13 protein-coding genes are annotated in these 12,952 nt (G+C 62.5%); 2 read left to right on the top strand and 11 right to left on the bottom strand.

Annotation, left to right across the window (positions count from 1 at the left end; genetic code table 11):
- Positions 1-43 precede the first annotated feature (43 nt).
- Entirely contained in the window at positions 44-640 is a 597-nt protein-coding gene (locus tag AC2JAJ_RS18945) for a TetR/AcrR family transcriptional regulator (protein ID WP_473697395.1), read from the top strand.
- 111 nt (positions 641-751) lie between these two features.
- Here the strand turns inward: AC2JAJ_RS18945 and AC2JAJ_RS18940 are convergent, their stop codons facing one another.
- From AC2JAJ_RS18940 to AC2JAJ_RS18930, 3 genes are read right to left on the bottom strand one after another with little or no spacing between them, the layout of a single operon-like run.
- On the bottom strand, positions 752-1,090 hold the full coding sequence (locus AC2JAJ_RS18940; RefSeq protein WP_473697394.1) for a nuclear transport factor 2 family protein: 339 nt from the start codon (positions 1,088-1,090) through the stop codon (positions 752-754).
- Positions 1,087-2,466: an MFS transporter gene (locus tag AC2JAJ_RS18935; protein WP_473697393.1), complete on the bottom strand. Its 1,380-nt coding sequence runs from the start codon at positions 2,464-2,466 to the stop codon at positions 1,087-1,089. The genes AC2JAJ_RS18940 and AC2JAJ_RS18935 overlap by 4 nt, the downstream gene beginning before the upstream one ends.
- A 20-nt stretch (positions 2,467-2,486) precedes the next feature.
- Entirely contained in the window at positions 2,487-4,022 is a 1,536-nt protein-coding gene (locus AC2JAJ_RS18930; protein ID WP_473697392.1) for a carboxylesterase/lipase family protein, read from the bottom strand.
- Positions 4,023-4,178: 156 nt separating this feature from the next.
- Between AC2JAJ_RS18930 and AC2JAJ_RS18925 the strand changes: the two genes are divergently transcribed.
- On the top strand, positions 4,179-5,177 hold the full coding sequence (locus tag AC2JAJ_RS18925) for an Lrp/AsnC family transcriptional regulator (protein WP_473697391.1): 999 nt from the start codon (positions 4,179-4,181) through the stop codon (positions 5,175-5,177).
- Positions 5,178-5,219: 42 nt separating this feature from the next.
- On the opposite strand, the gene AC2JAJ_RS18920 is transcribed toward AC2JAJ_RS18925, so the two are convergent.
- The 8 genes from AC2JAJ_RS18920 to solA all read right to left on the bottom strand — a co-directional run bounded on the left by AC2JAJ_RS18920 (position 5,220) and on the right by solA (position 12,916).
- The gene (locus tag AC2JAJ_RS18920; protein WP_486414864.1) at positions 5,220-5,837 is read right to left on the bottom strand and encodes an MBL fold metallo-hydrolase; all 618 of its coding nucleotides are present in this window, start codon (positions 5,835-5,837) and stop codon (positions 5,220-5,222) included.
- On the bottom strand, positions 5,837-6,922 hold the full coding sequence (locus AC2JAJ_RS18915) for an S-(hydroxymethyl)mycothiol dehydrogenase (protein ID WP_486414865.1): 1,086 nt from the start codon (positions 6,920-6,922) through the stop codon (positions 5,837-5,839). The genes AC2JAJ_RS18920 and AC2JAJ_RS18915 overlap by 1 nt, the downstream gene beginning before the upstream one ends.
- Positions 6,923-6,967: 45 nt before the next feature.
- Positions 6,968-7,219, bottom strand: coding sequence for a hypothetical protein (locus AC2JAJ_RS18910; RefSeq protein ID WP_473697388.1), 252 nt, complete (start codon positions 7,217-7,219; stop codon positions 6,968-6,970).
- A 95-nt stretch (positions 7,220-7,314) separates the two neighbouring features.
- Entirely contained in the window at positions 7,315-8,712 is a 1,398-nt protein-coding gene (locus tag AC2JAJ_RS18905) for an aldehyde dehydrogenase family protein (protein ID WP_473697387.1), read from the bottom strand.
- Between the two features lie 52 nt (positions 8,713-8,764).
- Positions 8,765-10,105 (bottom strand): aspartate aminotransferase family protein, encoded by a 1,341-nt coding sequence (locus AC2JAJ_RS18900; protein ID WP_473697386.1) that lies wholly within the window; start codon positions 10,103-10,105, stop codon positions 8,765-8,767.
- 95 nt (positions 10,106-10,200) lie between these two features.
- Positions 10,201-10,599: a GlcG/HbpS family heme-binding protein gene (locus tag AC2JAJ_RS18895; RefSeq protein ID WP_473697385.1), complete on the bottom strand. Its 399-nt coding sequence runs from the start codon at positions 10,597-10,599 to the stop codon at positions 10,201-10,203.
- Between the two features lie 93 nt (positions 10,600-10,692).
- Positions 10,693-11,646 carry a phosphotransferase gene (locus AC2JAJ_RS18890; protein ID WP_473697384.1) on the bottom strand — a complete coding sequence of 318 codons (954 nt, stop codon included), beginning with the start codon at positions 11,644-11,646 and terminating at the stop codon, positions 10,693-10,695.
- Positions 11,647-11,788: 142 nt separating this feature from the next.
- Complete coding sequence (gene solA / locus AC2JAJ_RS18885; protein ID WP_486414867.1) at positions 11,789-12,916, bottom strand: N-methyl-L-tryptophan oxidase; 1,128 nt, start codon at positions 12,914-12,916, stop codon at positions 11,789-11,791.
- Between the last annotated feature and the right edge of the window lie 36 nt (positions 12,917-12,952).

Genomic DNA, 12,952 nt, shown 5'->3' with positions numbered 1-12,952 from the left:
CAACGTATCCCTTTCGAGGAGTGGCAAAGACTAGACTCGGCGTATGACCCAATCCCAACGTTCGGCCCGATTGCCCTATGGAGACGGCCGGGAGGCGTTGCTGTCAGCAGTGATTGCTCTCGTGGGAGAGAAGGGGCTGCGGGGAGTTACCTACCGTGCCGTTGCCGCTCGGGCAGGCGTGAACCACACGCTGGTCACGCACCACTTCGGTTCCATCGAAGGTCTTCTGGCTGCCACGATGGAATGGGCTGTTCAACGGTCCATCGAGGAGACTGGCCTGGAACGGATTGTCGACTTTGACGACAGTTTCGCTGATTCGCTCATTGCGACGGTGTCGGCTGAACCGGAACTGCAGCTCTTCCAGTTTGAGATGCTGCTGGAATCCCGGCGGAACCCGGAAGTACGGCCACTGGTGGAAAGGTTGTACGCCGCTTACATGCAGACCGTTGAGGATGCCCTGAGGCAACGCGGCCTGGTGGCGGATGATGCTGTTTCGCTGGCTATCTTTGCAGCGTTGGACGGTCTCATGCTCCAGTTCCTGACCATCAGCGATCCGGTGAGAATCAGGGCAGCCGTGATTAAGGTCGGTCACATGGTCAGCCTTCTCGAATCCGCCAAGGACAGCGTTGACGGGATTTGACCAGGACACGCAAACGCAGCTCCGGTGTGCATAGCGTGAATGGTGGCCGCAAACTTGGAAAAAGATAAGGGACGACGGCGGGAATCCCGCCGTCGTCCCTTGCGCTGGTTTTCAAGCCCGATAGGCCCACTGCGCGAGTAGTCGCCCGTCGTCATCGTACTTTTGGACGGCCAGTCCTGGCCCGTTGTAGCTCATGCCGGCCAGAGGGTTGTGGTGGTCGTAGGAGAAGGCGATCATTGGCCCGTGCGATATGACCTCCTGAAGGTGGAAGCGGGTTTGGCCAGCCCCCTTGCGGGCCAAAGCGCTAACTTCCTCCAGACCTCGGTATGTCCTGCCGAGATCGACGATGTTGTATTGAACGTCGTCGCGGAAAGTTGCGATCAGGGGTTCCGCGTCGCCGTTGTTGTAGGCCGCCATCACGGTGCGCACTCGATCGGAGAGGATGCTCACGACGCTGCTCCTGCTTTCCCCGGTGATGCCGGTTTCAGGCCGCTGTCATGCCCTTCTTCGATGTGTTCCTGATCCGCTGGGGTGCGGGGGATGGCCAGGGCAGCCAGTGCGCCGGCCACCGCTACGCCTGCGATGAAGAGGAGGGGAACGATGACATTGCCGGTCCAGTCCTGACCGAGCCCCATGACGTACGGGCCAAGGAAGGACCCGATGGATCCCACGGTGTTGATCAGTGCGATGCCTGCGGCGGCCGCCGCCATCCCCTTGAGTTGGAGGTTGCTGACCGCCCAAATAACGGGGCCGGTGGCGGTGAAGAGTGCACTTGCGAGGGATATGCCGATGAGGGTGGGGGCCAGTTGGTCGCCGGTGGCCACACTGGCGACCAGTCCCAGTGCGGCCAGCACCATGCCGGTGACCAGTACCCGCCGGTGTGCCTGGCTGCGGTCGCAGTAGATGCCAAGGGCGATGGTCGCCACGACAGCGACGGCGAACGGTACCGAGGACAAATAGCCGATCGTCATTACATCCGTTACGCCGGTGTTTTTGATGATGGTGGGTATCCAGAAGACGACGGCGTAGATGCCTATGTAGTTGGCTGCCAGGATGAAACCGAGCAGCCAGACGCGTTTGTTGGTGATGGCCTTCTTGAATTGTTTCGAGGCTTTCTCACGTACGCCGGCGGTGCCGAGGCTTGCCGCAATGGCGGCCTTTTCCTCGGGGGTGAGCCAGGCGGCGTCCTTTGGTGAACTGGCGACGGAAAGGAAGAAGATGATGCCAAGGAGGGCTGCCGGGATGCCTTGGATGACGAAGAGCCATTGCCAGCCCGCGATACCGGCGAGTCCGCCAAGGCTGGACATGATCCAGCCGGACAGGGGGCCGACGAACATGCTGCCGATGGGTCCGGCGATGACCAGCAGTGCCAGGGCCTGGGCGAGCCGTTTGCGTGGGAACCACTGGGACAGGAAGTAGACCATGCCTGGGTAGAAGCCGGCTTCTGCGATGCCCAGGAAGATCCGGGCAATGTAGAACTGTTCAGTGTTTTGGACGAACCCGGTAGCGATGGTGACAACGCCCCAGGTGACCATGATGCGGGCGATCCACATCTTTGCGCCAACACGTTCGAGGATCATGTTGCTCGGCACCTCGAAGAAGATATAGGCGAGGAAGAAGATTCCGGCTCCGAGCCCGTAGGCCGCGGCGGAGAGGCCGATGTCGGCACTCATTTCGAGTTTGGCGAAGCCGATATTGACCCGGTCGATGATGGCCACGGCGTAACAGATGGAGGCCAGGGGCAGAATTCGCCAGGCGAGTTTCTTATAGAGGGTGGTTGGCAGGTCCCCGGTGCCTTCTGAAGCTGTGCTGTGGGTGTACGTCATTGTACGGACTCTTTCACTCGTCAGTGGGTGGTGTTGTGTGTTGCATGCAGGGCGGGGAATGTCCACCAGGTGTCGGGCTGCCACTCTGCCGATTCCCATGCCTGCCGTTGTTGCTGCCGGGGATCCGGGACCACTGTTGAGGTGGTGTCCAGCAACATTGTCCAGCGTTCTGTTGGCCGGTATTCCGGCCAGAAGGGCAGATCCTGGCTTTCGGGTTTTCCGTGGTGGATGAAGGTTGTCCATGCCTGCCGGATTCCTGATGCCAGAGTCTGTAACGCCGGTTCTGCCGTTTCGAGTCCGATGTCCCAGATAAAGGGAACGTCGGCGCCATGGAACCCCCACTTCTCCTTGGGGGCGCCGGGGCTTGGAGCATCGAAGCGGTAACGCCAGCAGGACGCGTGTTCGGACTGGCTGTCGAGCAGCCGAATGGTGGGGATGCCGTACCGTTCGTCCGCCAGCACGGCGCATTGGAGGCGGCGCTCGTCCGCCTCTGGGAAGGTGCTCCGGTAAATGACCAGCACCTGCTCTGCTTGGTCCCCGAAGATTTCACGGAGGACGCGGGGTGACTGTTGCGACGCACTCGGGTCGGCGAGGTCGTAGCTTCCGGCCTCGTTGGCTGTCACGCCGGCCATGATGTTGATCCCCTTGGCGCGGCCCTTGGCAAAGGCGTGGACCGGGGCTTCGGGAAGAATGAGTCCGTCTACGGTTGGGCGCCAGACCCAGGTTGCCCTGACGCCGGCGGCAATCTCCTGCTGTGCGGCGAGGATCGCCTCAACGGGCATTGTCAGCAACGCCGACGCATCCTCCGGGTCGACGCCCAGGGTGCGAAGCAGCGCGGCGGTGACTAGCTCTGCGGTGGCGGGGGTGTTGAGGTGCTCTCCGCCACTTTGAATGATTCCGCGGTGGAACAGGCCCTCGGCCATTGGCGAGGCCATCAGGTTGACCACGCTCTTGGCGCCGGCGGAAACACCGGCGATGGTGATGCGGGCGGGGTCACCTCCGAATGCGGCCACGTTGTCCCGGACCCATTTCAGTGCAGCGATCTGGTCCAGCAGCCCCGCGTTTGCCGACGAGGCGTACTGCTCTCCGAGGAGATGGTCCAGCTTGAGGAAGCCGAGGGCTCCCAGCCGATAGTTAATGGTGACAACGATGGTGCCTTCGAGGGCGAGAGCCCTCCCGTCGCCGATGAAGTTGGCACCTGATCCCCAGGTGTATCCGCCGCCGTGGAACCAGACCAGAACCGGACAGGGCGAGTCTGTCGGCTGCGTCGGCGCGGTGATGTTGAGGAAGAGGCAGTCCTCACCCATGGGCGAGTCATCGTCCGACGGCGTTGCGCCGCCAGGCGGCACAAGCTCGGCGGCGAGCACCTGCGGGGCACGCGCTGGAAAGGTGGCCACGTCCAGAATGCCCTCCCAGGGCTCTGGCGGCTGGGGAGCCTGCCACCGCAGGGGTCCGGTGGGGGGAGCGGCGTACCGGATCCCGCGCCAGCTGATGGTGCCATCGTTCGGGACCCCGCGAACTGCTCCCTGACGCGTCATCGCGACTGTGTCTGTCATTGCTTTTCCTTCACTAGGTTGTCGAGTTCGTCAACAATCGTGCGCTGCGTCACGTGTTTCCGACAATGACTTCTGGAAAAGTGGAAGAATCAGCCAAAAGTCTGGCGAGAAGTCTAAAGTTGGAGGTGACGAAGAAGTCGTAACAGGGAGCGGGACATGGATGTGCTGGATGAGCTGGACCAACGGATTGTCGGCGCCCTCCAGGTAGACGGGCGCGCCTCGTGGGCGAAAGTGGCCGCAGCATTGGGCGAGGCCGAACGGACGGTGGCGCGGAGGGGCTCCGAGCTCCTCCGGGACGGGCGGGTGCGGATACGCGCCTTGCCCAACCCGAGCCGCTTCAGGCATCTGGAACAGTTTGTGCTGAAGGTTGCCTGCAATCCCGGCGCGGCCGGCATCGCCGCTGCTGCCCTCGCGCGGCGGCCGGAGACCTTGTACACCTACATCCTCACCGGTTCCGCAGATTGCGCGGCGGAGCTTTCCAGCCCTGCTTCCAAGTTTGCAGAACTGCTGATCCGGGACATAGGGAGCATCCCGGGCGTTAGATCGGCCGCGACGTATCCCGTCCTCAGCTATCCCAGAACGATGCACCAGTGGAATCCCGGCGTCCTGTCGCCGGAGGAAATTGAGGCGATGGGCGGAACCCGGTACTCGGAGGCTCCCACCGCCCTGGAACACGTGGAGCAACTGGGCAAAGAGGACCGGCAACTTCTCAGGGCCCTGGAACGCGATGGCCGCGCCAGTTACGAGGAACTGGCGCGCATCACGGGACTCTCGGTGCAGACCGCTCAGCGCAGGGTGGAGCGGATGCGGCGCGAGGGCACACTGTTTATCCGCGCAGTCTTCGAGCCTGCGCTGCTCGGATTGCCGGTAGAGGTTCTGCTGTGGGTCAAAGTGCCGTTTCCGGAACTGGACCGTGTGGAAGCGGAAATGCTTCCTTCTTCGTCAGTGCGGTATGCCGCGGTCCTCGCCGGCGACTTCCAGCTTGTTGTCGATGCCGTCTTTCCCAGCCGCGCAGCACTCTCTAGCTACCTGAAAGAGTCTGCATGGGCCACCCGGGCGCAGGCCATCGAGCCGGCCGTGGTGGTGGACGCGCTGAAGCGCAGCGGAACGATGGCGTTGTCGTTCGGCGAAGACCTTGGCGGGTACAGCTCCTGACAAATTGCCCACCGTTGCCGCAGGAGCAGCGACGTCCAGGCACTACGCCGATGTGTTCAAGGTTTCCTGCTCGGCGGCGATAGTGGTGTTGTCGCCGTGGCCGGTGCGGACCACCGTTTCCGCGGGCAGCGTCAGGAGCCGTTCACGGATGGACTTCAGGATGGTGGGGTAGTCGCTGTAGGACCGGCCGGTGGCACCCGGGCCGCCGTTGAACAGCGTGTCCCCGGTGAAGACCGTTCCTTCGCTTTCCAGGTAGAAGCACGTGGATCCCGGGGAGTGCCCGGGCGTGTGGATGGCGCGCAGCGTTGCCCCGCCCACTTCGAACACGTCACCGTCGGAGTGGTAGCGGTCCGGCTTGGCATCCGGATAGACCTGCTCCCACAACACCAAATCTTCGGAGTTCAGGTAGATCGGCGCGCCCAGGGGGTCGGCGACCCCGCGGGCGGCGCCGATGTGGTCATTGTGCGCGTGGGTGAGCAGGATGGCCTTGACCTTGCGGCCTCTGACCTGGTTGATGATCGCGGCGGCGTCGTGGGGCGCGTCGATGACCACGCATTCCTCATCATTACCAATGATCCAGACGTTGTTGTCCACGTCCCTGGTGCCGCCGTCGAGCGAAAACGTTCCCGAGGTGACCAGGTTCTCGATGGTGACCGCCATTAGATTTCCACCACCGAACGCAGGACCTTGCCCTCGTGCATCTTGTCGAAGGCCTCCTCCACCTGGTCGATGGTGATGCGCTCGGAAACGAACGCGTCCAGGTCCAGGTTGCCCTGCTTGTAGTTCGACACGAGCATGGGGAAGTCGCGGGACGGAAGGCAGTCGCCGTACCAGGAAGACTTCAGGGAGCCGCCGCGGCCAAAGACGTCCAGCAGCGGCAGTTCCAGCTTCATCTCCGGCGTCGGGACACCGACCAGGACAACGCGGCCGGCAAGGTCGCGGGCGTAGAAGGCCTGCTGGTACGTTTCGGGACGGCCGACGGCGTCAATCACCACGTCCGCGCCAAAGCCTCCGGTGAGGGCGCGGATGGCTTCCACCGCGTCCTCCTGCTTGGAGTTGATCCCGTGGGTGGCGCCCAGGGACTTGGCCATCCCGATCTTGTTGTCGTCGATGTCCACGGCGATGATCGTCGTCGCGCCAGCCAACCTGGCCCCTGCGATCGCCGCGATGCCCACGCCGCCGCAGCCGATCACTGCCACGGACTCACCGCGCTTGACCTCGCCGGTGTTGATCGCGGCACCGATGCCGGCCATCACGCCGCAGCCCAGCAGGCCCACGGCGGCAGCGTCAACATCCGGGTCCACTTTGGTGCACTGTCCGGCGGCTACCAGGGTCTTTTCCGCGAACGCACCGATGCCCAGCGCCGGGGAAAGTTCCGTGCCGTCCTCGAGGGTCATTTTCTGGGTGGCGTTGTGGGTGTTGAAGCAGTACTGCGGCTGGCCCTTGGCGCAGGCGCGGCACTCACCGCACACCGCGCGCCAGTTCAGGATGACCCGGTCACCGGGCGCCACGGAGGTAACGTCCGGGCCGACGGCGCTGACGACGCCGGTGGCCTCGTGGCCCAGCAGGTAGGGGAAGTCGTCGCCGATGCCGCCCTGCTTGTAGTGCAGGTCCGTGTGGCAGACGCCGCAGGTGATGATGTCCACCAGCGCCTCCCCGGGACCCGGATCCGGAACCAGGATGGTCTCCAGTGAAACCGGGGCGTTCTTTTCCTTAACCACTACTGCTTGGACTTTATGAGCCATGAATGCGTACCTTCGTTTGTGTTCTTGCTGTTGAACCGGGGCGGATCAGATGTCTCTGGTGCCGAGATGCCAGATTCTGTGGGTCCCGACGCTGAGAAGCTGGCGGTCACCACTGGAGATTCTGCGGACCCAGATCACGCCGATGTCTGCTGCTGTTTCTTCTACTTGGAGCCCGTCCTGGTAGAAGAGGTCTTCTGAGACGGCGACCCTGTCGCCGGCCTGGAGCATGGACCAGTCCTCTACTTCAACTGCATGGGTGTGGCGGTTCATGGAATCCTCCGCAATATCGCTTGGCACTACCGGTCGCTGTAACTACGAAACAGGCCCCCAGCTTTGGCCTTTGAGGGTGGGGCAGCCCGCCTGCTGGGCTGCCCCACCCTCAAAGTCGTGTTTTAGCCGTTGATGATTTGGGGGACGCCGAGGTGTTTGAGTCCTTCGACGCCGAATTCGAGGCCGTAGCCGGATTGCTTTGCCCCGCCGAAGGGGATGCGCGGGTCGACGGCGCCGTGCTTGTTGATCCATACGGTGCCGGCCTGGATGCGCGTTGCGACGTCACGTGCTGTTGCCGGGTCTGAGGACCAGACGGAGGCGCCCAGGCCGACGTCGAGGGCGTTGGCCTTCTCGATTGCTTCATCGATGGTGCTGTAGCGGATGATGGGCAGGGCAGGGCCGAATTGTTCTTCGGCGACGAGCGGGTTGTCGTTGTCGACGTCGGCGACCAACGTGGTGGGGTAAAAGTAGCCGGGCTGGTCAGTGTCCGGGTTTCCGCCGAGGAGGACGCGGGCGCCGGAGGCCTTGGCCGCCTCGACCAGGTTCGCAACGATCTCGTACTGTGCTTTGTTCTGCAGCGGTCCCAGGACGTTGTTTTCGTCCAGGCCGTTACCCATTGGCATGGCCCTGGCCACCGCCGTGAGTTCTTCGCAGACCGCGTCGTAGATATCGTCGTGGACGTAGAGGCGTTTCAGGGCGGCGCAGGTTTGGCCGGTGTTGATGAAGGCGCCCCAGAACAGGCCTTCGGCGATGGCCTTGGGGTCGGCGTCGGGCAGGACGATGCCGGCGTCGTTTCCTCCCAGTTCCAGGGTGAGCCGCTTGATGGTGTCCGCGGAGGATTTGATGATCGCCTTGCCCGTGGCGGTGGAGCCGGTGAACATGATCTTGCCGATGGCAGGGTGGGAGGCGAGGGCTTCGCCTACATCGCGTGCGCCGGAGACTACGGTGAGGAGCCCTTCGGGTAGTGCTTCGTTGATGGTTTCGACGAGGGCAAGCACGCTGAGCGGGGTGTATTCGGAGGGTTTGACCACTACGGCGTTGCCCATTCTCAGCGCGGGGGCGACCTGCCAGACGGTGATCATCATGGGCCAGTTCCATGGTCCGATGGCCCCGACGACGCCGATGGGCCGGTAGTGCAGCTCGGCACGGGTTTCACCGTCATCGACCAGGGTTTCTGCTTCGAGCGGTGTCCCGGCGGCAGCGCGGAGCCAGGCGGCGCAGGCGCCGACTTCGAAGCGGGCGTTGGGGCCGTTAAGCGGTTTGCCCTGCTCGCGGGAGAGCAGCTGGGCGAGTTCTTCCGCGCGCGCTTCGACGGCGTCGGCGGCCTTCAGCAGCGCGGCGGACCGTGCCTCGTGGCCGAGTGTGGCCCACGCCGGTTGGGCGGCGACTGCCACGTCGATGGCGTGCTGAAGGTCTGCGACCGTGTGGACGGGCGCGTCGCCGACGGGTTCACCGGTGGCGGGGTTGAAGATGGTCCGGGCAGCAACGGAGTCCTGGGTAAGGACTGGCGTGGTGTTCATGGCTTTCTCCTCATTGAGTGGTTAGTTGTTGTTCCGTGTGAATCCGGGATGGTCACCATTGGCTTTGATCAGTTGGGCTGTCGAGTGTTTTCAGTGCCAGGCGGAGTTGCTCGATCATGTGTTGGGCGTGTTCGAGTTCGAAGATGAGCGGTGGCCTCATTTTGAGGACGTTTTCGTGGCGACCGATCTTTCCGATGAGGACGCCGCGGGAACGCATCTCTTCGGTGAGTGCCTTGGTGGCGGCAGGGTCCGGCATCGCATCGTCGGGATTGACGATTTCCAGGCCAAAGAAGAGGCCCCGGCCGCGTACGCTCTTGATCCTGGGGTTGTCCTCAGTAAGGGCTGCGAGTTCGTCAGCGATGTATTTGCCGAGTTGGTGTGCATTGTCAAGAAGCCCGTTCTCTTCCATGACCTGCAGGACAGCAAGGCCGGCTGCTGACGAGACGGGGTTGCCAGCGAATGTGTTGAAGTAGGTGTTGTTTTCCCCGAATTCCTCCATCAGTGCTTGCGTGGTGATGACGCCACCTACCGGGTGGCCGTTGCCCATCGGTTTGCCAAGTGTCACCAGATCGGGGGTGGTGCCGAAAGCCTGGTGGCCCCACATGTGGTTGCCGGTCCGTCCGAAGCCCGATTGGACCTCGTCCGCGATGATCAGTCCGCCGGCGGCATGGACCCGGTCGGTGACTGCCTCAATGTAGCCGTCGGGGGTCTGCAGGAGTCCTTCGGTTGAGAACAGCGGGTCATACAGGATGGCTGAGACGCCGTGGCCTTCGGCCTGGAGCGAGGAGATGGCTGCGTCGACGTCGCGCAGCGCTTCCTGGAGGAGGCGCTTTCGTTTAGCCGGTGTCAGCCCTGCTGCGTCCGGAATACGCAGGGGGCGTACGTGGGCGCCGAGGGGTTCTTTGACCTGAAGGCCGGTGGTCAGTTCGGCCAGCGTGGTTGTGTTGCCGTGGTAGCTGTGGTCGGAGATAAGGATGCCGGTGTTGCCGGTGTGTTGCCGTGCGATTCGCAGGGCGAGCTCGTTTGCTTCGGATCCGCTGTTGGTGAAAAATACCCGCTCCAGCGGGGAGTCGAAGAGCGCCAGCAGCTTTTCGGCGTACTCAACGACGCGTGAGTTGAGGTACCTCGTGTGGAGGTTGACCGTCTGCAGCTGGGCTGTGATTGCTTCGCGGACCACAGGGTTGGAGTGTCCGACGTGGGGAACGTTGTTGTAGACATCCAGGTAGGTCTTGCCGGTTGCGTCGTGGACCCACACGCCTTCGCCGGCCACGATTTCCAGGGGAGTGGCATAGAACAGCGGGGAGTGGCGCCCGATGGTGCGTTCGCGGCGGTCAATGAGGCTTTCCTGAAGGAGCGCGTCGGGCGCCGGTTCTGTGGCTGTTTCGAGTGTCATTGCTGTCCTTGGCCGTTGGTGCGGATTTGAGTCCGGAACATGAGTCGGTGGGTGTTGCCGGGGTCGGACAGTCGATGGCCGGCCCCGGCAACCGGTTAGAGGGCTTGGGCGCCGGCAGTAGCGACCAGGTGGTCGTTTTCCACGGTGCTGCCGCTGACACCGATGGCGCCGATGGTGACCCCGTCTTTGGTCAGTGGGATGCCCCCGGGAAAGGTGATCAGGCCGCCATTGGATACTTCGATGTTGAACAGCGGTCCGCCGGGCTGCGAGATGGAGCCGATGTCTCCGGTGGGCATGTCGAAGTAACGTGCAGTGCGTGCCTTTTTGATGGCGATGTCGATACTGCCAAGCCACGCACCGTCCATGCGGGTGAAGGCCTTGAGGTTTCCGCCGGCGTCTACAACGGCAATGTTCATCAGGGTTTCCGAGGACAGGGCTGCCTCTCGTGCCGTTTCAACGATCTTGTGTGCTTCTTCCTGCGTGATGTCGTTCATCTGTTGCTCCGAAATCGTTTCCTGTTATGGGCGTACTTGTATCGACTGGCGTAGAACCAGCCTTGGTTAGGCGCTAACGCGCGGCGGGGGGTGTTAGACGAGAGCTGCCGGTGTTTCGGCTGCCTTTATCAAGTCGGGGAAGTCAGGGGCTGTTATTTCGGTGATCAGCCCTTCCCAGCAGGTGCGCAGTTCCCCTGCGTAGTCGGCGTCGTCGTTGGGCGCAGCGTTGCCCATTGCGGTGATCCACAGTCCACTGTTGGACCAATGAGCCACCGCCATGAAGAGCCTGGCGCGGGCCATTTTTACTGGGTCAGTGTTGCCGAAGTAGGCCTCGAAGAGTGCGTGTGCCTTCTCTTTCCCGAATCCGTTTTGCGCTGCAATGAATCCGATCTCGTAGCACGGGTCCGAGTTGCCGGCGAGGTCCCAGTCGATAATGTTGTAGGTCATCGAGGAGGTGTCCTTGATGATGTTTGCATCCCAAATGTCCAGATGGCAGGGAACAAACTGGGATGGATCCAAGGCGAGGACGGTCTCCAGGCGGTCCATCAAGGCCTGGATGGCTGACGTTCCGGGTGGCAGCTCGATACCTTGTCTCCTGGCGGCCTCCATCCTTTGTCTGGCCAGGTTGAAGGGGTTGATGTCGTTGAGGAACCGGCGGCCAGAGTGATGAAGCCGGTGAAGGGCCGGGACGAGTCGGGTGACGGAGTCATCGTCGTCGCTTAGCCTCGGGTGGCCTCCCGGAACAAAGTCGAGGGCCAGCGCCAAGGGTTCGTTTGAGACTGTTATGACGGGCGCGCCTACGCCGATCTCGGCGGCAATTCTCGTGTTTTCCAGAACCACGTGGGCGGCGGGCAGAACTCCTACTGTTTCCCAATAGTTGTTCCAGAGCTTGACGACGCAGCGACGGGAACCGTCCTCGACGAGGTAGTTCTTATGGGCCTGGCCGCCGGAGAGGGAATGTGCGGTGACGTGACAGCCACCCCAGTCGGGATTCGTCGAAAGCACGGCCTCAATGCTGGTGATTTCGGTATCAGGGACGATGGTCATTAGGATTGGATGTCCTTCGATGTTCGAATGCAGGTGCGCTGTGTTGGGGTCGGAGGTTGTCCTGGCTGCACTGTTCGCACTGTTTCACGAGCTCCCACAAGCTCTGTAACGGTGCGGTCAGGACGTCTGCCGGTGTCACTGTTTACGCCTTTGCTGTGGCGAAGCGTGAAGGCAGGAACAGGTTTGTTTCGGTGCGGGAAATGCCGTCGACATGATCGGCCAGCATTTCACCAACAACCGCTGCATAGCGGAACCCTCGGCCCATGTCTCCGGTGCCGATGACGACATTGGATGACTCCGGGTGTGCGCCGATGACCCAGTGGCCGTCCTCCACCTCGGACCACATGCATACGGTGGTCGATATCGGGTTGGTGTCGATGTCCGGGAGCCTGGCGCTGAGGACTTCCTGGATCCGTTCGAGGTCTCCGGGCCTCAGGTCCTGGCTGAGGTCCTCGGGATCGATCCAGTTTCCTTTCCCGGGGACGGAGAACTTCCATTCACCGTTAGGCTCGGAGCAACCGTAAGCCGGTGCCTCGTCCGATCCTGGGGGCTTGGCGAAGTAGATGGCCGGCTTCGGTGGTCCGTCCTGGCGGAAATTGGCCAGCACCTGGCGGTCGACCTTGTAGGGCAGATCCAGTTGCATCAAATGGTTGGCGCGGGCACCCACGGTGACGACGACCTTGTCGGCTGAATACTGACCCTGATCGGTGCTCACGACGATGCCCGAAGCGCTCTCATCCCAGCCTTGAACCGCTTCTCCCGTGCGCAGGGTTGCGCCGAGCCGGCGAGCCTCTGACTGCAGGGCCTTGATGGCGGGGTGAACGAGGGCGACGGTTCCGTTTGGCTCCCATACGGCGACTTCGTCGTCATCAATGGTGGCCCAAGGGAACCGCTTCCGTGCCGTCGACGCGTCAAGGGCATCGTACTCAAAGTCGGACGCGCTTAGGGAGGCCACTGTTTTGTCGAACCACATTGATCCGGGTTCGCCGACGAACACAGTTCCCGAACGTTCCAACAGCCGGGTCCCGGTTTTCGCGGCCAGATCGTCCCACAATTCAAAGGTCCGCTTTGTGAAGGTGGTGTACTGGGCTCCTGCGCTGCTGGACTGCCGGGCCAGCCGTGTGGCGCCTCCGTGCGAACCGTGCATGTGTGGCGGTGCGAACTTGTCCAGGCCGAGCACGGACTTGCCGCGGGCTGCCAAGTGCCACGCCGCCGATGAACCCCACGGGCCCAGTCCAATGACGATGACGTCGTAGTGTTGTGTTGACACAAATTCCTCCGTTAGTGGTTTATTCTGCCCGGTGAG

The sequence above is a fragment of the Arthrobacter sp. MOO21 genome, from assembly GCF_057369995.2.
Note: the sequence above shows the minus strand (reverse complement) of the source record. Positions and strands in the feature narration are given on the sequence as shown.